The 22,326-nt window shown below is 57.6% G+C and carries 21 protein-coding genes and 1 pseudogene; 12 read left to right on the top strand and 10 right to left on the bottom strand.

Annotated elements, in window-relative coordinates; genetic code table 11:
• Nucleotides 1-132 precede the first annotated feature (132 nt).
• Both tag and GVO84_RS01010 read left to right on the top strand, forming a co-directional pair.
• A complete protein-coding gene (gene tag / locus GVO84_RS01015) occupies nt 133-714 on the top strand; it encodes a DNA-3-methyladenine glycosylase I (protein WP_159515289.1) in 582 nt (193 codons plus the stop codon).
• On the top strand, nt 692-1,138 hold the full coding sequence (locus tag GVO84_RS01010) for an N-acetyltransferase (protein WP_023334091.1): 447 nt from the start codon (nt 692-694) through the stop codon (nt 1,136-1,138). The genes tag and GVO84_RS01010 overlap by 23 nt, the downstream gene beginning before the upstream one ends.
• On the opposite strand, the gene GVO84_RS01005 is transcribed toward GVO84_RS01010, so the two are convergent.
• Nucleotides 1,101-3,380 (bottom strand): molybdopterin guanine dinucleotide-containing S/N-oxide reductase, encoded by a 2,280-nt coding sequence (locus tag GVO84_RS01005; protein ID WP_236545940.1) that lies wholly within the window; start codon nt 3,378-3,380, stop codon nt 1,101-1,103. The genes GVO84_RS01010 and GVO84_RS01005 overlap by 38 nt on opposite strands.
• A 212-nt stretch (nt 3,381-3,592) precedes the next feature.
• Here GVO84_RS01005 and GVO84_RS01000 point away from each other — a divergent pair, with 212 nt between their 5' ends.
• The 6 genes from GVO84_RS01000 (at nt 3,593) to ghrB (ending at nt 9,664) form a co-directional block, all read left to right on the top strand.
• Nucleotides 3,593-4,255 carry an OmpA family lipoprotein gene (locus GVO84_RS01000; RefSeq protein WP_159515287.1) on the top strand — a complete coding sequence of 221 codons (663 nt, stop codon included), beginning with the start codon at nt 3,593-3,595 and terminating at the stop codon, nt 4,253-4,255.
• Nucleotides 4,256-4,435: 180 nt separating this feature from the next.
• Nucleotides 4,436-5,452 (top strand): LacI family DNA-binding transcriptional regulator, encoded by a 1,017-nt coding sequence (locus GVO84_RS00995; protein ID WP_159515286.1) that lies wholly within the window; start codon nt 4,436-4,438, stop codon nt 5,450-5,452.
• A gap of 103 nt (nt 5,453-5,555) precedes the next feature.
• On the top strand, nt 5,556-6,305 hold the full coding sequence (locus GVO84_RS00990) for a sugar phosphate isomerase/epimerase family protein (RefSeq protein ID WP_159515285.1): 750 nt from the start codon (nt 5,556-5,558) through the stop codon (nt 6,303-6,305).
• A 3-nt stretch (nt 6,306-6,308) separates the two neighbouring features.
• Entirely contained in the window at nt 6,309-7,247 is a 939-nt protein-coding gene (locus GVO84_RS00985; RefSeq protein WP_159515284.1) for a sugar kinase, read from the top strand.
• A 135-nt stretch (nt 7,248-7,382) separates the two neighbouring features.
• A complete protein-coding gene (locus GVO84_RS00980; protein WP_023334085.1) occupies nt 7,383-8,663 on the top strand; it encodes an MFS transporter in 1,281 nt (426 codons plus the stop codon).
• Nucleotides 8,664-8,689: 26 nt separating this feature from the next.
• Nucleotides 8,690-9,664: a glyoxylate/hydroxypyruvate reductase GhrB gene (ghrB, locus tag GVO84_RS00975; protein ID WP_159515283.1), complete on the top strand. Its 975-nt coding sequence runs from the start codon at nt 8,690-8,692 to the stop codon at nt 9,662-9,664.
• A gap of 58 nt (nt 9,665-9,722) precedes the next feature.
• On the opposite strand, the gene cspE is transcribed toward ghrB, so the two are convergent.
• Together cspE and GVO84_RS00965 are read right to left on the bottom strand one after the other, a co-directional pair.
• Nucleotides 9,723-9,935, bottom strand: coding sequence for a transcription antiterminator/RNA stability regulator CspE (cspE, locus tag GVO84_RS00970; RefSeq protein WP_003860775.1), 213 nt, complete (start codon nt 9,933-9,935; stop codon nt 9,723-9,725).
• 248 nt (nt 9,936-10,183) lie between these two features.
• Nucleotides 10,184-10,894 (bottom strand): DUF3053 domain-containing protein, encoded by a 711-nt coding sequence (locus GVO84_RS00965; protein WP_024909075.1) that lies wholly within the window; start codon nt 10,892-10,894, stop codon nt 10,184-10,186.
• 331 nt (nt 10,895-11,225) lie between these two features.
• Between GVO84_RS00965 and GVO84_RS00960 the strand changes: the two genes are divergently transcribed.
• Entirely contained in the window at nt 11,226-11,513 is a 288-nt protein-coding gene (locus GVO84_RS00960; RefSeq protein WP_023309948.1) for an HTH-type transcriptional regulator, read from the top strand.
• Between the two features lie 38 nt (nt 11,514-11,551).
• Here the strand turns inward: GVO84_RS00960 and GVO84_RS00955 are convergent, their stop codons facing one another.
• A complete protein-coding gene (locus GVO84_RS00955) occupies nt 11,552-13,171 on the bottom strand; it encodes an ABC-F family ATP-binding cassette domain-containing protein (RefSeq protein ID WP_159515282.1) in 1,620 nt (539 codons plus the stop codon).
• An 841-nt stretch (nt 13,172-14,012) separates the two neighbouring features.
• On the opposite strand from GVO84_RS00955, the pseudogene GVO84_RS00950 reads away from it, so the two are divergent.
• A pseudogene (locus GVO84_RS00950) lies at nt 14,013-14,192 on the top strand (hypothetical protein); the annotation flags it as partial.
• Nucleotides 14,120-14,530 (top strand): hypothetical protein, encoded by a 411-nt coding sequence (locus tag GVO84_RS00945; RefSeq protein ID WP_306432153.1) that lies wholly within the window; start codon nt 14,120-14,122, stop codon nt 14,528-14,530. The pseudogene GVO84_RS00950 and the gene GVO84_RS00945, both read left to right, overlap by 73 nt.
• 93 nt (nt 14,531-14,623) lie before the next feature.
• Here the strand turns inward: GVO84_RS00945 and glyS are convergent, their stop codons facing one another.
• The 3 genes from glyS to GVO84_RS00930 form a co-directional block, all read right to left on the bottom strand.
• Nucleotides 14,624-16,693, bottom strand: a complete 2,070-nt coding sequence (gene glyS, locus GVO84_RS00940; protein ID WP_159515280.1) for a glycine--tRNA ligase subunit beta — start codon at nt 16,691-16,693, stop codon at nt 14,624-14,626.
• Nucleotides 16,694-16,702: 9 nt separating this feature from the next.
• Complete coding sequence (gene glyQ / locus GVO84_RS00935) at nt 16,703-17,614, bottom strand: glycine--tRNA ligase subunit alpha (RefSeq protein ID WP_003860141.1); 912 nt, start codon at nt 17,612-17,614, stop codon at nt 16,703-16,705.
• 160 nt (nt 17,615-17,774) lie between these two features.
• Complete coding sequence (locus GVO84_RS00930) at nt 17,775-18,080, bottom strand: YsaB family lipoprotein (RefSeq protein ID WP_159515279.1); 306 nt, start codon at nt 18,078-18,080, stop codon at nt 17,775-17,777.
• 183 nt (nt 18,081-18,263) lie between these two features.
• Here GVO84_RS00930 and GVO84_RS00925 point away from each other — a divergent pair, with 183 nt between their 5' ends.
• A complete protein-coding gene (locus GVO84_RS00925) occupies nt 18,264-19,259 on the top strand; it encodes an acyltransferase (protein WP_159515278.1) in 996 nt (331 codons plus the stop codon).
• Here the strand turns inward: GVO84_RS00925 and GVO84_RS00920 are convergent.
• The 3 genes from GVO84_RS00920 to xylB form a co-directional block, all read right to left on the bottom strand.
• Nucleotides 19,252-20,172, bottom strand: a complete 921-nt coding sequence (locus GVO84_RS00920; RefSeq protein ID WP_121425979.1) for a GlxA family transcriptional regulator — start codon at nt 20,170-20,172, stop codon at nt 19,252-19,254. The two genes, GVO84_RS00925 and GVO84_RS00920, sit on opposite strands and share 8 nt — an antisense overlap.
• Nucleotides 20,172-20,711: an isochorismatase family protein gene (locus GVO84_RS00915; protein WP_159515277.1), complete on the bottom strand. Its 540-nt coding sequence runs from the start codon at nt 20,709-20,711 to the stop codon at nt 20,172-20,174. Before GVO84_RS00915 ends, GVO84_RS00920 begins: the two co-directional genes overlap by 1 nt.
• Nucleotides 20,712-20,814: 103 nt before the next feature.
• Complete coding sequence (gene xylB, locus GVO84_RS00910) at nt 20,815-22,269, bottom strand: xylulokinase (protein ID WP_159515276.1); 1,455 nt, start codon at nt 22,267-22,269, stop codon at nt 20,815-20,817.
• Nucleotides 22,270-22,326 lie beyond the last annotated feature (57 nt).

Genomic DNA, 22,326 nt, shown 5'->3' with positions numbered 1-22,326 from the left:
CGAATTCGGCGATATTTGTCGTTATTCAGGAAGAGCTTATAGCCCTGTATTAACTATTGTCTTTATAGTAAACACGTCAAGCCAGTCAGAACGAAAATTTTGCGAAATCAGTATCAATAAGGGAGATGACGGATGGAACGTTGCGGTTGGGTAAGCCAGGATCAGCTTTATATCAACTATCACGATCGGGAATGGGGCGTGCCGGAAACGGATGGCAAAAAACTTTTTGAGATGATCTGCCTTGAGGGCCAGCAGGCGGGTTTATCGTGGATTACGGTACTGAAGAAACGCGAAAACTACCGCAACGCCTTCCACCAGTTCGATCCTGTCGCCGTCGCCGCCATGACCGACGAGGACGTGGAACGCCTGGTGCAGGATGCCGGCATCATCCGCCATCGCGGTAAAATCCAGGCCATCATCGGTAACGCACGCGCTTACCTGGCGATGGAACAAAACGGCGAATCGTTCTCAGATTTTGTCTGGACGTTTGTGAACAACGCTCCGCAGGTCACCCAGGCCGCCACGCTCGCGGAAATCCCGGCCTCGACCCCGGCCTCGGATGCCCTCTCGAAGGCCCTGAAAAAACGCGGCTTTAAGTTTGTCGGTTCCACCATCTGCTACGCCTTTATGCAGGCCTGTGGCCTGGTCAACGACCACGTTACCGGCTGCTTCTGTCATCCGGGAGGCCATCATGATCCGCAAATGGCAAAGTGAGAATACCACGCCGCTTCTGAGCCTGTGGCTTGAAAGCACCACGGAAGCGCATCCGTTTATCGAGCCGGGTTACTGGAAAGAGAACGAGGCCATGGTGCGGGACGTTTACCTGCCGTCGGCGGAAACCTGGGTCTGGGAACAGGACGGCGAACCTTGCGGATTTATCAGCGTAATGCAGTCTCAGTTTGTCGGCGCGCTGTTTGTCGCACCGTCATGCATCGGGAAAGGCATCGGGCGCGCGCTGCTGAACCATGTTCAACAGCGCTTCCCGCACTTAACGCTGGAGGTGTACCAGAAAAATGTCCGGGCGGTGAATTTCTACCATGCTCAGGGCTTTCGCATTGAAGACAGCGCCTGGCAGGATGACACTCAGCACCCGACGTGGATCATGAGCTGGCAGGCGGATCAAACGCCGTTAAGGTAAGCGCGGGTCCCTGATATTTCTCGACCCAGGCCAGGGCCGTATTCCCTGCGCAACCGTTCCCCAGCTTCGAGCTGGGGAGATCTTTGGTCAGCACGTTAACCGCCCCGTTTTTACAGATACCGCCTTCGGCGGGCTCAAGGTCGGGCCATGCGCCCTGATGAATGCAGATCACGCCCGGCTTAATCCCGTCGCTCACCACCGCCCCTGCCAGCACCTGCCCGCGCGAGTTCCAGACGCGCACCACGTCGCCGTCCACGATCCCGCGGGCTTTCGCATCGAGGGTGTTCAGCGTGATCGGCTCTCGCCCGGCGACCGCATACTGCTCGCGCAGGGACGTATAGTTAAGCTGGCTGTGCAGACGGTGCGCGGGATGCGCTGACAATACCTGCAGCTGTTCCGGCTGGGCGTTGCCGTGCCACTCGTCCGGCTCGAGCCACATAGGGTGTGGCGGGCAGTCGGCATAGCCAAAGCTGGCGATGCGCTCGCTGTGGATCACGATCTTTCCGCTCTCGGTTTTCAGCGGGTTGTTCTCCGGGTCGCGGCGGAAATCGGCAAAACGGACAAACTTCGCGTTTTGTTCGCTCTCCGGCATCTCGACGATCTGGTTCGCCTCCCAGAACTCAGCAAAGGGCGGAAGCGTCACGCCCTGCGCCGCGCCGCGCTGTCCGGCAATCTGGTAGAAGGTCTCCAGCCATTGCAGATCGCTTTTCCCTTCGGTAAAACGCTCGCGACCGCCCGCTTCCCACAGCTCGCTCAGTTCAGCAAACACGTCAAAATCATCACGCGCCTCATCGCGCGGGGCGACAACGCGCTTCATCGGGACCATATGCTGGTTGCTGTAGTCGCCGGTCATGGTGAGATCGTTACGCTCAAACGAGGTGGTCGCCGGGAGCACGATATCTGCATGCTTAGCCGAGCCGGTCCAGAAGCACTCTGAGATCACCACCAGCTCCGGCTTTTGCCAGGCGCGGATCAGGCGATTGGTATCCTGATGGTGCGTGAAGTTCGACCCGCCCGCCCACCAGACAAATTTAATATCCGGGAAGTGGCGGTCCAGACCGTTGTGCTGATAAAAACCGCCGGGGTTTTCCAGGGCTTCAACAATCCGCGCCACCGGGATTTTATCCACGGCATCCACGCCGCCCTGCACCGAGCCTTGCAGAGACGCCAGCACCGCCGCTTTACGCGTTGGGTTACCGCCGTTCGCAAAGTGATAGGAGAGACCAAAACCCCCGCCCGGCGTGCCGATCTGCCCAAGCATTGCGGCAAGGGTGACCAGCATCCAGTGTTTTTGCTCGCCAAACTGCTGGCGCTGCATTCCCCAGCCGGACATTAACATCGTGGTATTTTTATGGAACAACGCCGCCAGTTCGCGGATTTTGTCCGCAGGAACGCCGCAAATATCTGCCGCCCACTCTGCCGTTTTCGCTACCCCATCGGATTGGCCCGTCAGGTAGTCGGCAAATTTATCGAAGCCGGTGGTATAGCGCGTCAGGAATTCGACGTCGTGCCAGCCGTTTTCAACCAGCGTATGGGCGATACCCAGCATCATCGCCACGTCGGTGCCCATATGCGGGGCGATCCACTCGGCGCTGTCGCCGAAGAAATCCATGGTTTCAGAGCGCATTGGGTCAATGCAGATGATGCGCTTGCCGCTTTTGCGCAGCGCGTCGAAATACCCAATGCCCTGCTCGTCGCTGGCATTCCAGGCAATTTTCAGCGTGTTGAGGGGGTTAGCGCTCCACAGCACCACCACGTCGGTATGCGCCAGCACCAGCGGCCAGCTGGTCTGCTGCTGGTACACTTCGTTCCCGCCCACGACGTACGGCATGATCGCCTGCGCCGCGCCGGTGGAGTAATCCCCCAGATGGCCGGTATAGCCTCCCGCCAGGCTCATGTAACGCTGCAGCAGCGTCGAGGCCTTATGCAGCACGCCGTTAGAACGCCAGCCGTACGACCCGGCGAAAATGGACGACGGACCGTAACTGTCGCGAATGCGCCTGTGCTGGGCGTGGATCAGCGCCAGCGCGTCATCCCAGCTCACGCGAACAAACTCATCCTGACCGCGAATACCCTGAGGCTTGTCCGGCGAGACCAGAAAACCTTTACGCACCATCGGCCAGCGCACGCGCGTTTTGCTATGCACCTGATCGCGAACGACGGTCTGTAACGAGTTGGGATGTTGTGTTGGCAGTGCCCCGCGGGACGACAGGACATTTTCGCCATCGGTTTCGACCAGCATCGGCCCCCAGTGGGCGGCGGTCAGAATGGTTTTCGTTGAGGTGCTCAAGCGTGCGCTCCTGGTTGCGTGCAGGTTTTACGGCCTTCTTGCTGAGGCAGTTTATGGTTTGTCACAAATTTCAGAGTTATACCCGGAATTTTCTCCGTATCTGGACGTCATAATCAACTGCCACGCTCGCCGTGGCAAAGAATAAAAAGGATTAAGGAAAGAAGATGAAAAAACGCGTACTCGTTATTGCCGCTCTGGTGAGCGGTGCACTGGCTGTTTCTGGCTGCACAACCAACCCTTACACCGGTGAGCGCGAAGCGGGTAAATCCGGCATTGGCGCAGGTATCGGCTCGCTGGTCGGCGCAGGCGTTGGGGCGCTCTCCTCCTCCAAGAAAGATCGCGGCAAAGGCGCGCTGATTGGCGCAGCGACGGGCGCGGCGCTGGGCGGCGGCGTAGGCTATTACATGGACGTGCAGGAAGCGAAGCTGCGCGACAAAATGAAGGGAACCGGCGTGAGCGTAACGCGCAGCGGCGATAACATCATCCTGAACATGCCGAACAACGTGACCTTCGACAGCAGCAGCGCGACGCTGAAACCCGCGGGGGCGAACACCCTGACCGGCGTGGCAATGGTGCTGAAACAGTACAACAAGACCGCCGTTAACGTGATTGGCTATACCGACAGCACCGGCAGCCAGGATCTGAACATGCGTCTGTCCCAGCAGCGCGCCGACGCTGTGGCCAGCTCGCTGATTACCCAGGGCGTTGAAGCGAACCGCATCCGCACCAGCGGCATGGGCCCTGCCAACCCTATCGCCAGCAACAGCACGGCGGAAGGCAAAGCGCAGAACCGCCGCGTTGAGATTACGTTGAGTCCAATTCAGTAGGTAAAAGCAAAACGGCAACGCTCGTTGCCGTTTTTAGTGTTTGCGCCCTCTCCCGTGGGAGAGGGTTGGGGTGAGGGCATCAGACCGCAACCTCCGGTAAGCGCAGCGCCACCGGGCAAATTACTTGATTCGCCAGATTTTCCCGCTAAGGTATTCACACTAAATTCAGGGAAATCAGCGATGAGCAAACCAGCCCGGGCCACCATCAGCGACGTGGCGAAAGCCGCCAAAACCGGTAAAACCAGCATTTCGCGCTACCTCAACGGCGAGAAACACCTGTTGTCCGACGCATTGCTGGCGCGTATTGAACAAGCCATTGCCGATCTCGACTACCGTCCCAGCCTCATGGCGCGCGGGCTCAAACGCGGTCGCACCCGCCTTATCGGGCTTATCATCGCCGATATCACCAACCCCTATTCCGTTAACGTGCTCAGCGGTATCGAAGCCGCCTGTCGCGAGAAGGGTTTCACGCCGCTGGTCTGTAATACCAACAACGAAGTCGACCAAGAGCTGCATTACCTCGATCTGCTGCTCAGCTACCAGGTCGAAGGAATTGTGGTTAACGCGGTAGGCATGCGGGAAGAGGGTTTAAACCGCCTGCAGCAGTCCTCCCTGCCCATGGTCCTCATCGACCGTAAAATTCCGGAATTTGCCTGCGATGTGGTCGGGCTGGATAACACCCAGGCCGCCACGACCGCCACCGAGCACCTGATCGAACAGGGCTTCGAGGCGATTCTTTTTCTGAGCGAGCCGTTAGGGATGGTCAACACCCGCCGCGAGCGCCTGAGCGCATTTCGCGCCACGCTGGAGCGATATCCCGGCGTGATCGCCGAAAATGCCGAAACGCCGCTTCACGAAGCCGACCAGCTCGACAACACCCTGCGCCAGTTCCACACGCGCCATCGCGGGATGCGCAAAGCCGTTATCTCCGCCAACGGGGCGCTGACGCTTCAGGTCGCCCGCTCGCTCAAGCGCATTGGCCTGCACTGGGGCAGCGATATCGGTCTGCTGGGGTTTGATGAACTGGAGTGGGCGGAGCTGGCGGGCGTCGGCATTACGACCCTCAAACAGCCCACCTGGCAGATTGGCTATTCTGCTGTTGAACAAGTGGTTCGACGCATTGAAGGCACCAGCGATGCCGTTCGCGAGCAGGTCTTCTCCGGCGAGCTGATCGTTCGCGGCTCCACCGCGCGTTAATTTTCCCTTGTGATACCGATCATAAATTCGACATCCTGACCTTTTCTTTGGAACCGGTTCCATCTAGCGTAATAGTATTGATATGTTGCGATGGAGTCCGAAGATGGGCAGGAAAATTATGGTGGTCACCGCCGCGTACGGTGCGGAACAGGTGCGACAGGCAGGCGGTCAGCGGGCAATGCTGCCCGTGATTGCAGGCGCAGGGGCAGACGGCGTGGAGATCCGCCGGGAACTGTTCAGCAGTGAAGAGCTGCTGGCGCTGCCTGCGCTGGGAGAATCCATTGAGCTGCTCGGCCTGCTGGCGTGCTACTCCGCCCCCGCCGCCCTGTTTATGCCCGACGGCACCCTCAACCCGGACCTGACCCACTATCTCTCTGAGGCCAGCACCCTGAACGCCCTGTGGCTGAAGGTTTCCCTGGGCCATTTCCGCGACGCGCAGCCTCTCGACGCCCTGCGTAGCCTGCTGAACGCAAGCGGCATGGCGCTGGTCGTGGAGAACGATCAGACCGACTGCGGTCAGCTCGCGCTCATGCAGCGCTTCCAGGCCGCCAGCCGGGAAATGGCGCTCCCCGTCACGCTGACCTTCGACATGGGCAACTGGCTGTGGGTTGGCGACTCGCCCGAAGAGGCCGCACGTCATCTTGCCCCTGCGGTGAGCTATATCCACGTTAAAGCCGCCGTGCCGCATAAAGACAACTTCCGCGCCGTGGCACCGGACCACGCCGATGCGCGCTGGCTGGATCTGCTCGGCCAGCTGCCTGCCGATGCCCCGCGCGGTATCGAGTTCCCGCTGGAAGGGACGGATTTAACCGCCGTTACCCGCCGTTACGTCAACCTGCTGCGCGAGGAGTAAATCATGCACAAGACGCTGGATGTCATCACGATCGGCGAAGCCATGGCGATGTTTGTCGCCACTGAAACGGGCGAACTGAGCGCGGTAGAGCACTTTATCAAACGCGTGGCAGGCGCAGAGCTCAACGTCGCGACCGGACTGGCGCGTCTCGGCCTGAACGTCGGCTGGGTCAGCCGCGTGGGGGACGACAGCTTTGGCCATTTCGTCCTCGACTCGCTGAAAAAAGAGGGTATTGATGCCGCAGGGGTTACCCTTGATGGACGCTTCCCTACCGGCTTTCAGCTTAAATCTAAGGTCGAAAATGGAACCGATCCCATCGTGGAGTATTTCCGTAAGGGATCGGCCGCCAGCCACCTCTCTGTCGCGGATTTCCACGCCGACTATTTCGCCTCCGCGCGCCACCTTCACCTGAGCGGCGTGGCGGCAGCGCTGTCTGCCAGCTCGTATGAACTGCTGGATCATGCGGCAGACACTCTGAAAGCCCAGGGAAAAACGATCTCTTTCGATCCGAACCTGCGCCCGGTGCTGTGGAAAAGCGAAGCGGAAATGGTCGAGAAGCTCAACCGTCTGGCGTTCAGAGCGGACTGGGTTCTGCCGGGCCTGAAAGAAGGGATGATCCTGACGGGTGAAAATACGCCGGAAGGCATTGCCGATTTCTACCTCAATAAAGGGGTAAAAGCGGTGGTGCTGAAGACCGGTGCCGATGGCGCATGGTTTAAGACGGCCAACGGCGAACAGGGCGCGGTCGCAGCGGTGAAGGTTGAGAACGTTGTCGATACCGTCGGCGCGGGCGACGGTTTTGCCGTGGGCGTGATTAGCGCCCTGCTGGAAGGCAAAACGCTGCAGCAGGCCGTCGCGCGGGGCAACAAGATTGGCTCGCTGGCCATTCAGGTGCAGGGCGACAGCGAAGGATTACCAATGCGAGCAGAGCTTAACGAATAAACATCCCCCTCACCCTAACCCTCTCTCCTCTGGGGAGAGGGCCGGGGTGAGGGGCATAAATCGCACTCAACAAAACAAGCCACCGTGTACCCTACAGACAACGGCGGTAACAACCTCAACAACAGAGGCAAGCCTATGAACAGTTCGACCAATGCAGTAAAACGCTGGTGGTACATCATGCCAATCGTGTTTATCACGTACAGCCTGGCGTACCTTGACCGTGCCAACTTCAGCTTCGCGTCCGCGGCGGGGATCACAGAGGACCTTGGCATCACCAAAGGTATCTCCTCCCTGCTGGGTGCCCTTTTCTTCCTGGGCTACTTCTTCTTCCAGATCCCCGGCGCGATTTACGCGGAACGCCGCAGCGTGCGTAAGCTGATCTTCGTCTGCCTGATCCTGTGGGGCGCCTGCGCGTCACTGACCGGCGTGGTGAACAATATTCCTGCCCTGGCCGCCATTCGCTTTATCCTCGGCGTCGTTGAGGCGGCGGTTATGCCGGCGATGCTGATCTACATCAGCAACTGGTTTACCAAATCTGAACGCTCGCGCGCGAATACCTTCCTGATCCTCGGTAACCCGGTAACGGTGCTGTGGATGTCGGTGGTGTCTGGCTACCTGATCCAGTCCTTCGGCTGGCGCGAAATGTTTATCATCGAAGGGGTCCCGGCTGTAATTTGGGCATTCTGCTGGTGGGTGCTGGTGAAAGATAAACCTGCCCAGGCGAAATGGCTTTCCGAAGATGAAAAAGCGGCGCTGCAGGCGCAGCTGGATAAAGAACAGCAAGGTCTGAAGGCGGTTCGCAACTACGGTGAAGCCTTCCGCTCGCGCAACGTGATCCTGCTCTGCGCGCAGTACTTTACCTGGAGCATTGGCGTGTACGGCTTTGTGCTGTGGCTGCCGTCGATTATCCGCAGCGGCGGCGAAAACCTCGGCATGGTAGAAGTGGGCTGGCTCTCTTCCGTACCGTATCTGGCCGCGACCATCGCCATGATCGTCGCATCATGGGCATCGGATAAGCTGCAGAACCGTAAGCTGTTTGTCTGGCCGCTGCTGCTGATCGCTGCCTTTGCGTTCATTGGCTCCTGGGCCGTCGGCGCGAATCACTTCTGGGCCTCTTACGCCCTGCTGGTCATTGCAGGTGCCGCCATGTACGCCCCGTACGGTCCGTTCTTTGCCATCATTCCGGAAATGCTGCCGCGTAACGTGGCGGGTGGCGCGATGGCGCTGATTAACAGTATGGGTGCGCTGGGTTCGTTCTGCGGCTCCTGGTTCGTCGGTTACCTGAACGGTGCCACAGGCAGTCCGTCCGCATCGTACATCTTTATGGGGGTGGCGCTTTTCGCCTCCGTGTGGCTTACTCTGATTGTTAAGCCTGCTAATAATCAACAACACCCTGTCGGCGCTCGCCACGCCTGAACCCTTAAAAATCAACGGAGATTAGCATGAAGCCGTCCGTCATTTTGTATAAAGCACTGCCGGAAGATCTGCAGAAACGTCTTGAAGAACACTTCACCGTCACGCAGGTGAAGAACCTGAGCCCGGAAACCGTGGCGCAGCACGCCGAAGCGTTCGCCAGCGCCGAAGGCCTGCTGGGTTCAAGCGAGAAAGTGGATGTCGCCCTGCTGGAGAAAATGCCGAAGCTTCGTGCTACCTCTACCGTTTCCGTGGGTTACGACAACTTCGATGTGGACGCCCTTAATGCCCGCAAGATCCTGCTGATGCATACGCCACATGCCCTGACGGAAACCGTGGCCGACACGCTGATGGCGCTGGTACTCACCACGGCGCGTCGCGTGGTGGAAGTCGCCGGGCGCGTGAAAGCGGGCGAATGGACAAAAAGCATTGGTCCGGACTGGTTCGGCGTGGACGTTCACGGCAAAACGCTGGGCATTGTTGGCATGGGGCGTATCGGGCTGGCGCTGGCGCAGCGCGCGCATTTTGGTTTTAACATGCCGATTCTGTATAACGCGCGTCGCCATCACGGTGAAGCCGAGGAACGCTTCAACGCCCGCTACTGCGAGCTGGACACCCTGCTGCAGGAAGCTGATTTTGTCTGCCTGGTTCTGCCGCTGACGGACGAAACGCGCCATCTGATTGGCAAAGAGGCGTTTAAGAAAATGAAGCAGTCAGCCATTTTCATCAACGCGGGTCGTGGCCCGGTGGTGGATGAGAAAGCGCTGATTGAGGCCCTGCAGAACGGTGAGATCCATGCAGCAGGTCTGGACGTCTTTGAGCAGGAGCCGCTGCCGGTGGATTCCCCGCTGCTTTCGCTGCCTAACGTGGTTGCGCTGCCGCACATCGGCTCAGCCACCCATGAGACGCGCTACAGCATGGCGGCCACTGCGGTCGATAATCTCATCGCCGCCCTTAGCGGAAAGGTGGAGATAAACTGCGTGAACCCGCAGGTGCAACGATAGAAACGAAAAAACCCGCCAGAAGGCGGGTTTTTGAATTTTGTGCTACTGGGTTGGAAGCTTACAGGCTTACAACGTTACCAGCTGCTGGGCCTTTAGCGCCGCTTTCGATGGTGAAGGAAACTTTCTGACCTTCATCCAGAGATTTGTAGCCATCGTTCTGGATAGCAGAGAAGTGTACGAACACGTCTTTTGAGCCATCGTCAGGAGTGATGAAGCCGAAACCTTTATCAGCGTTGAACCATTTTACCAGACCAGTCATTTTAGCAGACATAGAAATTACCTTATTAACAAATATATTGAGCCTTCCGGCTTGATGGATTGCGTTACAGATTTTTAAGCGATGAAGGAAGGGTCACAACGAAGGGTATCTATGGATAACAATCTGGACTGCTTTACTAAACTGCTTTAGGTCTGTGTAACAAACCGACGGGGATAGTTATACCGATGTGGTAGAAGAATGACAAGCGTTATTTTCGATAAGCATAAAAAAAACCCCGCCGGAAGCGGGGTTTTTTCGGTTTATTCTGTGGCCGTGACGGCGGCACTCCAGGCCTGGCTAAAGGCCTGATGCTGGGAGGCCAGCGGCCCAATCAGCGTATTGTACTGGCTTGCCTGCTGCGAGGTCGGGAACTGAATGCCGTTGGCAACAAAGCTCACCTGCGTATTCTGCTGGGCAATAAAGTCACCCACCTGAACCAGCTGCTGCGTGAAGATTTGCGCGGCCGGAATCAGCGGTTGCAGCGCTTCAGAAGGCTTGGTCACCACTTTCTCATACACTTTGTCGAAGACCGGTTTGAGATCGTCGCCCTGCTTCAGCGCAGAACGTGACGCGTCAGCCTGCATTTTCGCATTCTGCAACTGCTGGCTCAGCACGCCAAGCGCACCGTTGGACTGGCGAAGCGGTTCGCGCTGCGTCATATAATCCTGCGGAACGCGGATGGCGTTCACGCTATCCACCACGGGACGAATTCCGGAATCCATCGCCTGGCTCACCTGCTGTGAATAACCATAAAGAATGGCGTAATCGGACACGAAGGGGCCAAACTGTTTTTTCTGATCCGCAGTCAGCGTCGGCAACCGCTCGCCGCTGCGCATCACTGTATTCTGTAGAAAATCGATAAACGCTTTGCGCTGATCGCCTTCTTTATCAAAACACCCACTCAGGCTAACAACCATCAACAACGCCGCAATAGGCGCAAACCAGCGAGAGCAGGACTTTCCTGTCGCCATTTTATTACTCCTTTCACCCAAAAAAGCGCACACCGGCACACGCGTGCCCGACGCTGACAAGGATAGTCCAGGTCAGCCTTGCAAGATACTCTTTTCATGCAAAACGGCTATTGCCGATTTATTTCTTACCATTTACAAAAAAATACCTGACGAAGCCGACATATGACTAATCAGGGAATTAGCATAACTATCCATATTGCTGAATCGGATAAAGCGATCGTTACCGCACGATTAATCACACCCGTGACGATCCTGGGTTGGTATTAGGGACTATTCTTAACTGGCTCTCTGATGTTCTTGATCACGATGTGAGATTTAAGAGGAGTCCTCAATGGAATATAAAGATCCTGAGTTTGAGCTGCTGAGCAGCCTGGAACAGATCATTTTTAAAGATGTACCGCAGACGATTAGCCTGCAACAAAAATCCAATCCCTTTACAGAATATGAGCAATTGCGCAAAGGGACAGGATTGAAAACCGAAGAATTCGCCAGAGCGATGGGTGTCAGCGTGGCTATGGTGCAGGAGTGGGAGTCAAAACGTGAGAAACCCACCCCAACCGAGTTAAGGCTGATGCGCCTGATTCAGGCCAACCCTGCACTCAGCAAACAGATAGCGTAGTCAAGTTTGAACGCCCCCGCCTCTGCGGGGGCTTGTGTTTAAAGGCTCTCACAACGCCAGCCCGCCTCTTCCCACACCCATTCATGCGTTAACGTTAAGCCTCTTAAAAACGCCTCATCGTGTGATACCACCAGCAGAGCCCCGGGGAAATTGGCCAGCGCCGCTTCAATGGCCTGGACCGAGGCCAGATCCAGATGGTTGGTCGGTTCATCCAGCAGCAGAAGCTGCGTGGCCTCCGCGCGCCACAGCACGCAGGCCAGGGCGGCCTTAAGACGCTCGCCGCCGCTGAGCTCCGCCAGCGGGAGCATCACTTTGTCGGCACCCAGTTGAAGCTGCGCCAGACGGGTTCGCAATACCCCCTCTTCCAGAGGCGTATGACCCAGGTTGAGATGCGTCATGACCGACTGCGAAAGATCGAGCCGGGACAGATGCTGGTCGAGATAGGCACAGCTGACGGACACCTTACAGGTACCCGAACGGGGGGCAATCTCGCCGAGGAGGATTTTTAACAGCGTCGATTTTCCGCAGCCGTTCGGTCCCTTTAACGCCACGCGCATCGGTCCGTCCATCCGCCAGTTGAGCGGAGGAATATGCACATGCGGCAGCACCAGATCCTCCAGCACCAGCACCTGCTTCCCCTCCGGGATCTGACTCCCCGGCAGGGTGAACATTACCGGGTTATCTTCTTCAACGCGTTCACGCGCCTTGTTTACCGCAGCATTCAGGGCTTCATTTTGCTCGCTGTGCTGTTTTTTCCAGGAACCGATCCGCTCCTTTGCCGCGCCTTTATATTTGACCCGCTCGAACGACGCGATATTCAGGGTATCGACGGTGCGCAATGTCTTTGCCGAACGCCGCTGGCTGTCGTCATGCTCTTTTTGCATGCGTACCCGAGTGCGTTTGCGCTCGGTTGCAGCATGTTCCAGCGCCGCGCGGGCCGCCTGCTGTTCGGCATCGCGCTGGGTTTGATAATCCGCATAATTCCCGCCGTAGCTGCGCAGGCCCGAGGCGCTCAGTTCAAGGATTCGCGGCACCTGCTCCAGAAGTTCGCGGTCATGGGAGGCCACCAGCACGCCGCCCTGAAAACGACTGAGCTGGTCGTAGAACCACGCCCGGCCTTGCCGATCCAGATGGTTAGTGGGCTCGTCCAGCAGCATGAAATCCGCCTCAGCCGTAAACGCCCCGCACAGCAGGGCGCGAATGCGCTCGCCGCCGCTGAGTTCACCGGCAGGTTTATCCGGGTCAAACGGTGGAAGCTGCGCATTGCTAAACGCCTCGCTCAGACGCTCGGCAACATCCCAGTAGCCGTCAAGCAACTCCAGATCGTCAGGCTGGTAATCGCCGCTGTCGATGCGCTTACGCGCAGTAAAAATCGCGTCATACCCGAGCAGTTCAGCCAGCGTCGTCTGCGGAGAAATGACGTGCTGCTGCGCCACATAGACATGCGAGCCAAAGCGTTCAATATGACCGGTAGCCGGTTCGTCCAGCCCCGCCAGCAGACGCAGCAGACGCGTTTTCCCGCTGCCGTTACGGCCAACCAGCGCGCACAGGGAGGGTTCCAGTGTGAGATTCAGCGGACCAAAAAGGGTATCGCCCGTCGGAAACTGACAGGTGACCTGATGCAAAATAAAAGAAGGGGACTGCGCAAAATGAGCCATAAGCACTCCTGAATGAAATCAAAACATCCCCTGCCGACGCGGTGGCGTTTAGCAAGGATCGAAATTCATCAGTCGTGTTTGTTCATTTTTGGGGGGCGCTCCAGCGCGAGAAAGTTAACGCGATAAGGATAGCGGTAATGTGTTGACCATTTCAAGGTTAAATTTTGGGCGACTTATACTCCCTCTCCCTTTGGGCTGAGGGATCCCCACAAATTAATGCGAGCAGTGAACAATCCCCTCGCCCCTTTGGGGAGAGGGTTAGGGTGAGGGGGAGCATACGGCTCTGGTGGTCATTCCGTTCACTTTATGTTCCTTGCTACTCTGTAACGACAATATCCGTGAACGTGCCAGGGTGGCTCAATCGCCACCACCCTGGCTACCCGGGCTCCCGGCGGTAAATCGCCGCTACGCGGTACCTTCGGCTTATTCCTTCCGGCTTATCGGGGACGGGCGGAGGTAACATCCCTGTAAAGCCCGCCCTCTCGGCGCATCCATGCGCCTCGCCCCGGCCTGCAGGAAACGCCTCAGCGATTTACAGCCGGACCATAGCGTCGCTATAAGACCTCTGCCCGCAGTATGCTTTTCATTGCGGTAATTTTGCGAGTCTCTTTCCAGAAATGGTAATATCCTCAGTGGCATAGCTCAAATCTATTGCCGCCTGTTTTGATGAGCAGTAAGTTCTCTTTGCACCTGCAAAATCAGGTGCCGGGTTTAGCATCCTGGCTTATCTTATCGGCGGCACATTATGTGCAGCATGCTTTGCTACATCTCAATGGTGGGCTGAGCAGGGGCATCGAAAGATGCGCCGGTATCCGATAAGGCCGGTAATGCTAACTCTGTTCAGTCCACCACCAGCGAAGTTAGCATTTCCGGTGGTGGAAGCTTTATCACTTATCGGAGGCTGCCAATATGGCTACTACCCCAACCCAAGCTCATTCTTTATTCACCCTGCCCTTCAACCACGCCACCGAATTCACCGAACTGGCGGATAACTGCGAACGTTTTACCGACGCACTGGTAGATTGCGAAGAACCCGCCCCAAAAATGGCGCTTTACGGCAGACTCTATGCCTGTCTGAATCTTCTGCAACCCACGCTTCTGGAACCTGTTCCGGACGCTTTAAAAGCCAGCCTGACCGTGAAGGAACTCCCGTCACGCGTTCCGGCTTTCGAACCCGAATGCGATCAGCTGGGGCGCTACTGTCAGGAGCTTACGCAGCTGCTGATGAACGGCTCACTGCCGCGACAATCTGAAATCGTTATGGAAGATTTGCTGTGCGAGCTGGTCAGCTACTTTGCTGATACGCTGAAGGCACCGCGCTGGCTGCAGACAGACGAAGGCACAATCGCGATCGGCTAAACCTGCCGGATGACGCTGCGCTTATCCGGCCTACAAAAACCCCATAAAAAAACCCGCCGAAGCGGGTTTTTAGCATTTGTAACAGCGGGCACATTACTGCAGCAGCGAAATATCCGCTACGCGCAGGAACAGTTCGCGCAGTTTCTCGAGCATGGAGAGACGGTTAACACGCAGCTCTTTATCTTCTACGTTCACCATCACTTTCTCGAAGAAGGCGTCGATAACGTCACGCAGCTCGGCCAGCTCCACCAGCGCTTCCTGGTAGCGACCTTCCGCGAAGTACGGCTCGAGCTTGTCGCGCAGCACCACAACCTGCATCGCCAGGGCGATCTCTTCCGGCTCTTTCAGGGTTGCGGCGTTCACGCGCTCGTTCAGCGTCTCGTCGGATTTCGCCAGAATGTTGGATACACGCTTGTTGGCCGCGGCCAGGGCAGATGCCGCTTCCAGGGTACGGAAGTGGGAAACCGCCTTCATACGCGCATCGAAATCAGCCGGACGAGTCGGACGACGCGCCAGCACCGCCTGAATGGTGTCAACGGTGTAACCTTCGTCCTGATACCACGCGCGGAAACGACCGAGCATAAAGTCGATCACGTCATCCACAACGTTCGCGTTGGTCAGCTTGTCGCCGTACAGACGCACCGCTTCTTCGGTCAGCGTCTGCAGATCGAGGTTCAGGTTCTTCTCAACGATGATACGCAGCACGCCCAGCGCAGCACGACGCAGCGCAAACGGGTCTTTGTCGCCTTTCGGATGCTGACCGATACCGAAGATACCCGCCAGGGTGTCCATCTTATCGGCAATCGCCACGGCGCAGGCAACCGGGTTGGACGGCAGGTCGTCACCCGCAAAGCGCGGCTGATACTGCTCGTTCAGGGCCACGGCCACGTCTTCCGCTTCGCCATCGTGACGCGCGTAGTGCATGCCCATCACGCCCTGGGTGTCGGTAAATTCGAACACCATGTTGGTCATCAGGTCGCACTTGGACAGCAGGCCAGCACGCGTCGCGTGGTTGACGTCTGCACCGATTTCACGAGCAATCCAGCCGGACAGCTCCGCAATGCGGTCGGTCTTGTCGCGCAGCGTGCCCAGCTGCTGCTGGAACAGCACGGTCTGCAGGCGCGGCAGGTTATCTTCCAGACGCTTTTTACGGTCGGTATTGAAGAAGAACTCGGCATCCGCCAGACGTGGGCGCACCACTTTCTCGTTACCGGAGATAATCTGGATCGGATCTTTTGATTCGATGTTCGCTACGAAGATGAAGTTTGGCAGCAGCTTGCCGTCGTTGGCGTATACCGGGAAGTACTTCTGGTCACCCTTCATGGTGTACACCAGCGCTTCAGCCGGAACGGCCAGGAATTTCTCTTCGAACTTCGCGGTCAGCACAACCGGCCATTCCACCAGAGAGGTGACTTCTTCCAGCAGGCTTTCGCTCAGGTCAGCGTTACCGCCAATCTGGCGCGCCGCTTCTTCGGCGTCCGCTTTGATTTTGGCTTTACGCTGCTCGTAGTCGGCAATGACTTTACCGCGCTCCAGCAGGATCTGCGGATACTGGTCGGCATTGTCGATGGTGAACTCAGGCTCGCCCATAAAGCGGTGGCCACGGATCACGCGATCGGACGCCACGCCCAGAATGGTCGCAGGGATAACGGTATCGCCCAGCAGCAGGGTCACGGTGTGAACCGGACGCACGAAGTGCACGTCGGACGCGCCCCAGCGCATCAGCTTAGGAATCGGCAGCTTCGCCAGCGAAGTGGCAATCATGTCCGGCAGCAGCGCTTCCGCGCTTTCGCCTTTCACGTGCGCACGATACAGCAGCCACTCGCCTTTATCCGTGGTCAGACGCTCGGCCTGATCAACGGTGATGCCGCAGCCGCGCGCCCAGCCTTCAGCTGCTTTGCTCGGCTTGCCTTCCGCGTCAAACGCCTGGGCAATCGCCGGGCCACGTTTTTCGACTTCACGATCCGGCTGAGACGCCGCCAGATTTGCTACTTTCAGCGCCAGACGGCGCGGTGCAGCAAACCACTCAATTTTACCGTGTGCCAGGCCAGCGTTATCCAGCTCGGCAGTCACGTTCGCAGCAAAAGATTCAGCCAGGCTGCGCAGGGCTTTTGGTGGCAGCTCTTCGGTGCCGATTTCCACCAGGAAAGTTTTCTCAGACATGGCCGCCTCTTATTTGTTTCGGTTGCACATCGGGAAGCCAAGGGCTTCACGGGACGCGTAGTAAGCTTCTGCAACGGCTTTGGTCAGGGTACGAATACGCAGAATGTAGCGCTGACGTTCAGTCACGGAGATGGCTTTGCGGGCGTCCAGCAGGTTGAAGCTGTGGGCGGCCTTCAGAATACGCTCGTAAGCAGGCAGCGGCAGCGGAGTCTCCAGCGCCAGCAGCTGCTGCGCTTCTTTCTCGTACTGCTCGAAGCAGGTGAACAGGAAGTCCACGTCCGCGTATTCGAAGTTATAGGTGGATTGCTCCACTTCGTTCTGATGGAAAACGTCGCCGTAGGTGGTTTTACCCAGCGGGCCGTCGCTCCAGACCAGGTCGTAAACGCTGTCTACGCCCTGAATGTACATCGCCAGACGTTCCAGACCGTAGGTGATTTCACCGGTGATCGGCTTACATTCCAGACCCCCCACCTGCTGGAAGTAAGTGAACTGGGTCACTTCCATGCCGTTCAGCCACACTTCCCAACCCAGACCCCAGGCACCCAGCGTTGGGTTTTCCCAGTTATCTTCCACGAAACGGATGTCGTGGATGGTTGGATCCATACCCAGCTCTTTCAGCGACCCGAGGTACAGTTCCTGAATGTTGTCGGGTGATGGCTTAATCACCACCTGGAACTGATAGTAATGCTGCAGACGGTTCGGGTTTTCACCGTAACGACCATCGGTCGGACGACGGGAAGGCTGCACATACGCGGTCGCCATTGGCTCAGGCCCCAACGCGCGCAGGCTGGTCATCGGGTGTGAAGTGCCGGCGCCGACTTCCATGTCCAAAGGTTGAACAATGGTACAGCCCTGACGAGCCCAGTAATCCTGTAAGGTCAGGATCAGGCCCTGGAAGGTCTTGGTATCAAACTTTTGCATAGTATTTCGTGCTGGATACGTGTGGTTTTAAATGGAAGGGACCAGTATACCCGCTGGCTGCAAGATATACAGTACGAAACGGGGTTGTTTAGGGAAAATTGGGAAATAAGCCTTGCGGCCAGAACGCTGACGGCGTCTGGCTGTTGATTATGCGAGCAGGCTAGCGCATGGAGAGGTGTAAAAACTGACCGTCCGCATCAAACGAGCAGACAAAGCCCTCTTTGCGCGACGTATGGCCCCGCAGCTCGTAGCTTCCCTGAAAACGCTCAAACCCGGTGACATCAATTTTCTGCACGTCCGAGTTATAGCGGCGAGCGGCCCGATCCTTACAGAGCGCTTCCATATCCAGAGAACGTTCCGGGCTCATTTTACCCTGCTGCGCTTTTTGCACAGGTGCTTCTTGCGGCGCACTGCATCCCGCCAGGATCGCCAGCAGAAAGAGTGACGCCACACGCTTCATCATCATTTTTATTACCGCCCTGGTCAGTGGCTGTTATTTTTAGTATCAAAGCTTTTATAGATTACGGTCCGGCATTCTGCGAATCTCGCGGCCTCCCTACAAGCCTGCTGAATAAAACTCAGAATTTTCCAAACGAAGACTTTTGGACAACGGCAGTCACACTCAATTTACAGGGAATACGAGGAACTGATGCAGTCAAAAATTAACTGGATTGATAACCTGCGAGGAATAGCGTGTCTGATGGTGGTCATGATCCACACGACGACCTGGTACGTCACAAATGCCCACAGCATCAGCCCCGTTAACTGGGATATCGCCAATATTCTCAACTCTGCGTCACGCGTCAGCGTGCCGCTGTTCTTTATGATTTCCGGCTTTCTCTTTTTTGGCGAACGCAGCGCGCAGCCGAGACACTTCATTCGCATCGCGGCCTGTCTGGGGTTCTACAGCGCCGTTGCCCTGCTCTATATCACCCTGTTCACCTCGATTAACGCCGGGCTTTCGCTGAAATACGTGCTGCAAAAACCGGTGTTCTATCACCTGTGGTTCTTCTTCGCCATTATCGTTATCTATCTGGTCTCCCCGCTCATCCAGGTAAAAAACGTCAGCGGTAAAATGCTGCTGGCCCTAATGGTGGTTATCGGCATTATCGCCAACCCGAATACGCTCTCGCAGAAAATCGACGGATTTGAGTGGCTGCCGGTCAATCTCTATATCAACGGTGATACTTTTTACTACGTGCTTTACGGCATGCTGGGGCGCGCCATTGGGATGATGGACACGCAAAAACGCGGTCTGAACTGGCTCTGCGGGGCGCTGTTTATCGCTGGCGTGGCGGTGATTTCACGCGGGACGCTGCACGAGCTGCAGTGGCGCGGCAATTTTGCCGATACATGGTATCTGTACTGCGGGCCGATGGTCTTTATCTGTGCCGTTTCGCTGCTCACTCTCGCCAAAAACACTCTGAACGCGCGTCCCCTGCCCGTGCTGAGTCTTATCTCGCGGCACTCTCTCGGGATTTACGGTTTTCACGCGCTGGTGATCCACGCGCTGCGCACGAGAGGCGTTGAGCTAAAAAGCTGGCCGGTGCTGGATATCGTCTGGATTTTTGCCGCCACGCTGGCGATCAGCCTGCTGCTGTCGATGCTGCTGCAAAAAATAGACGCTCGCCGCTTCGTTAGCTAATGCTTCGCTGCCGGGCGCGATGATACTGGCGCGGGGAGGAAAACCCTGCCGCCAGTGAAGCCTGCTCCACGCCGCGCCCCTGCAATAGCCACTGCTCCGCCACCGCCAGACGCAGCTGCTCAAGATAATCGCGAACGCTAATGCCTAAATGTGACTGGAAAAGCCGGGTGAGGTGACGCGGGCTGACGTGCGCCAGGGCGGCAATGTCAGGCAAGCTCCACGTTTTTTGCGGCTCGGCGGTGAGCGCATCCTGCGCCCGATGAATCGCCGGATGAAGATGGTTGCGGTAGCGTAGCCACGGAGATAGCTGGGGATCGTCACCCGAACGGCGGAACCAGACCACCATTTCACGCGCCACGGTCAGCGCCTTTTCGGGGCCGCACAGGCGGTTAATCATGTGCAGCGCCAGATCGATGCCCGACGTGATCCCCGCGCTGGTCCAGATGTTCTCATCCTGCACAAAGATGCGGTTTTCTTTAATCGTCGCCGTGGGGGCAGCGGTGCGTAAACGGCTAATAACATCATGATGGGTTGTGCACTGTCGGTTGTTCAGCAGGCCCGATTTCGCCGCCAGTAAAGCCCCTGAACAGACGCACATCACGGCGATCTCCTGGCGCTGGATCTGCGGCTGCAGGCGCATCAGCCAGTGCTGGATCTGCTGCGCCTGTGGCGTTGAGAACTGAAAGCGGGAGTCGCTCACCCCCGGCAGTACAAGCAGGCTGCCCGGAGGCAGGCTTTCCGGCAGCGGCTGGATACCGCTCATCGTCAGGCCTATCGACGTCGGAACCTCCGGCTGCGGGCCAATGTAATGCAGGCGAAACGCGTCGCCAGCCAGCACAAAGGTCTCCGCCGGGCCGGTCATGTCTAATGACAGCACCCCGGGCAACATCACGAACCAGACGTCGATGCTCATTACAGGGACTCCAGCGTCTCCGCTACCGTTTTAATCTCGGCAAAACGCCCGGACAGTACCGTCTCGGTACGATGGCGAATTTCCGCTGCGCTCAGGGTAATGCCCTTGTACGTCATGGGAAACGTCAGCGTTGCCTCACTGACAAAGGTCACAGCATAACCCAGATCGGATGCCACCCGGGCGGTGGTTTCGCAGCACTGTTCAGTGCGAATACCGCAGATAATCACACTGTTGATATCACGCTCGCGCAGCCAGCGGTCAAGCCCGGTATCCGTAAATGCATTATGGACGTGTTTCTGGAAAACCACATCCGGCTGATGACGCAAAAAGGCCATCGGTTTGACATAGCCGCTTTCCAGGGTGAAAGGTCCGTCTTCATCCACATGAAAAATATCAACGACCGGAATATTGCGCGCCTGGCAGCCTTCAATCAGCCCCAGCATCGCCTGCTGAAACGCAGGGATCTCGCCTTCCTGCCAGTAATTGCGGTGGTGAAATGACTGCTGCGTATCGATGTTGATTAATGCAGTGCGTGACATGATGGATCTCCTCGCCAGTGGGTGTAACACCATACTGGCAAGGAAAGGAAGCCACGCACAGACCAAAAAAGGACATCCTCGTGCCTCTCCCGGACAAGCGTATTTACGACATCAGCGGCAGCAGCTGCTGGTAGATTTTGCGGAACACATAGCGCCTTTCCGTGTAGCGCGCATGGCGCACCGCGTCAGGCACATGCGCCTGTTCAAGCGTAAGCTGCGGCAACAGCTGCGAAAGCGGTTGTTCCGGATGAATAGCTATCTGCGCCAGACGCGCGGCGCCGAGCGCGGGCCCGACATCCCCGCCGGTGCGGAAATCCAGCTGCAACCCGCTGATATCCGACAGCATCTGTCGCCAGTAAGGGCTTCGCGCACCGCCGCCAATCAGGGTGACGCTCGTCGGTTTCAGGCCGCAGTCGTGCACCACGTCCATCCCGTCGGCCAGGGCATAGCCCACGCCTTCCAGAACCGCACGGGCCAGTTCTGCCGGGCCATGCTGATGGGTTAAGCCAAAGAACACCCCTTTCGCTTCCGGGTTGTTGTGCGGCGTACGCTCGCCGGAAAGATACGGTAAAAACCAGACGGTACCCGCAGCGTCATCCGCCTGCTGGGCTGCGGAAATGAGCGCCGGAACGTCGGCCATGCCGGTGAGTTTTGCCGCCCAGTCCAGGCAGGACGCCGCGCTGAGCATCACCGACATCAAATGCCATTTCCCGGGAAGGGCATGACAGAAGCTGTGCACGGCGCTTTCTGGATTACTGCGATACCCGTCGCTGACGGCAAAATAGACGCCAGACGTTCCCAGCGACAGCATCGCCTGGCCCGCCTCAACCATGCCAACGCCGACAGCGCCCGCCGCGTTATCGCCGCCCCCGGCCACCACCGGTACGGCAGGTATATTCCAGCGCTCAGCAATGGAGGACTGCAATGTGCCGGTAACCTCGCAGCCTTCGAAGAGGGCAGGCATATGGTCACGAGTCAGATGGCAGGCATCCAGCATCGCCTCGCTCCAGTCGCGCTTCGCCACGTCGAGCCACATTGTGCCGGCGGCATCGGACATGTCGCTGGCGAAATCGCCCGTCATGCGAAAACGGAGATAATCTTTCGGCAGCAGGACTTTCGCCACCTGACGGAAAATCTCCGGTTCGTGGCGCTGCACCCACAGTAATTTAGGCGCAGTAAAGCCGGGCATCATCAGGTTGCCGGTAATCTCGCGGGAGGCAGGTACGCGCGCCTCGAGAAGCGCACACTCTTCCGCGCAGCGGCCATCGTTCCAGAGGATCGCAGGGCGCAGCACGCGATGCTGGCTATCGAGCAGCGTAGCGCCGTGCATTTGTCCGGCAATTCCCAGCGCTTTTACGTCACGGAGACTATGCTGCGCACCTAAGGCTTTGATTGCGCGATCCGTCGCCTGCCACCACTGCTCCGGATCCTGTTCCGACCACAGCGGATGCGGACGTGAAACCTGCAGCGTTTCCGTCTGCGTGGCTAACACGTCGCCCTGCTCGCTCAACAGGATGGCTTTCACACCCGATGTGCCAAGATCGATCCCGATATACATTGTGGTGACTCCTTTGACAGAAATGCCCGGTGGCGCTGCGCTTACCGGGCCTGGATG

It is taken from the genome of Enterobacter sp. SM3, from assembly GCF_009811935.2.
Lineage (GTDB): Bacteria > Pseudomonadota > Gammaproteobacteria > Enterobacterales > Enterobacteriaceae > Enterobacter > Enterobacter asburiae_D.
Note: the sequence above shows the minus strand (reverse complement) of the source record. Positions and strands in the feature narration are given on the sequence as shown.

Excerpts from the sequence above, each read along its gene's own strand:
- glyQ (WP_003860141.1), bottom strand. The coding sequence starts at position 17,614 with ATGCAAAAGTTTGATACCAAGACCTTCCAGGGCCTGATCCTGACCTTA.
- GVO84_RS01010 (WP_023334091.1), top strand. The coding sequence starts at position 692 with ATGATCCGCAAATGGCAAAGTGAGAATACCACGCCGCTTCTGAGCCTG.
- GVO84_RS01000 (WP_159515287.1), top strand. The coding sequence starts at position 3,593 with ATGAAAAAACGCGTACTCGTTATTGCCGCTCTGGTGAGCGGTGCACTG.
- cspE (WP_003860775.1), bottom strand. The coding sequence starts at position 9,935 with ATGTCTGCTAAAATGACTGGTCTGGTAAAATGGTTCAACGCTGATAAA.
- GVO84_RS00925 (WP_159515278.1), top strand. The coding sequence starts at position 18,264 with ATGCAGTCAAAAATTAACTGGATTGATAACCTGCGAGGAATAGCGTGT.
- GVO84_RS01005 (WP_236545940.1), bottom strand. The coding sequence starts at position 3,380 with ATGCTGGTCGAAACCGATGGCGAAAATGTCCTGTCGTCCCGCGGGGCA.
- tag (WP_159515289.1), top strand. The coding sequence starts at position 133 with ATGGAACGTTGCGGTTGGGTAAGCCAGGATCAGCTTTATATCAACTAT.
- glyS (WP_159515280.1), bottom strand. The coding sequence starts at position 16,693 with ATGTCTGAGAAAACTTTCCTGGTGGAAATCGGCACCGAAGAGCTGCCA.
- GVO84_RS00965 (WP_024909075.1), bottom strand. The coding sequence starts at position 10,894 with ATGGCGACAGGAAAGTCCTGCTCTCGCTGGTTTGCGCCTATTGCGGCG.
- ghrB (WP_159515283.1), top strand. The coding sequence starts at position 8,690 with ATGAAGCCGTCCGTCATTTTGTATAAAGCACTGCCGGAAGATCTGCAG.
- GVO84_RS00955 (WP_159515282.1), bottom strand. The coding sequence starts at position 13,171 with ATGGCTCATTTTGCGCAGTCCCCTTCTTTTATTTTGCATCAGGTCACC.
- GVO84_RS00930 (WP_159515279.1), bottom strand. The coding sequence starts at position 18,080 with ATGATGATGAAGCGTGTGGCGTCACTCTTTCTGCTGGCGATCCTGGCG.
- xylB (WP_159515276.1), bottom strand. The coding sequence starts at position 22,269 with ATGTATATCGGGATCGATCTTGGCACATCGGGTGTGAAAGCCATCCTG.
- GVO84_RS00960 (WP_023309948.1), top strand. The coding sequence starts at position 11,226 with ATGGAATATAAAGATCCTGAGTTTGAGCTGCTGAGCAGCCTGGAACAG.
- GVO84_RS00990 (WP_159515285.1), top strand. The coding sequence starts at position 5,556 with ATGGGCAGGAAAATTATGGTGGTCACCGCCGCGTACGGTGCGGAACAG.
- GVO84_RS00920 (WP_121425979.1), bottom strand. The coding sequence starts at position 20,172 with ATGAGCATCGACGTCTGGTTCGTGATGTTGCCCGGGGTGCTGTCATTA.
- GVO84_RS00915 (WP_159515277.1), bottom strand. The coding sequence starts at position 20,711 with ATGTCACGCACTGCATTAATCAACATCGATACGCAGCAGTCATTTCAC.
- GVO84_RS00985 (WP_159515284.1), top strand. The coding sequence starts at position 6,309 with ATGCACAAGACGCTGGATGTCATCACGATCGGCGAAGCCATGGCGATG.
- GVO84_RS00980 (WP_023334085.1), top strand. The coding sequence starts at position 7,383 with ATGAACAGTTCGACCAATGCAGTAAAACGCTGGTGGTACATCATGCCA.
- GVO84_RS00995 (WP_159515286.1), top strand. The coding sequence starts at position 4,436 with ATGAGCAAACCAGCCCGGGCCACCATCAGCGACGTGGCGAAAGCCGCC.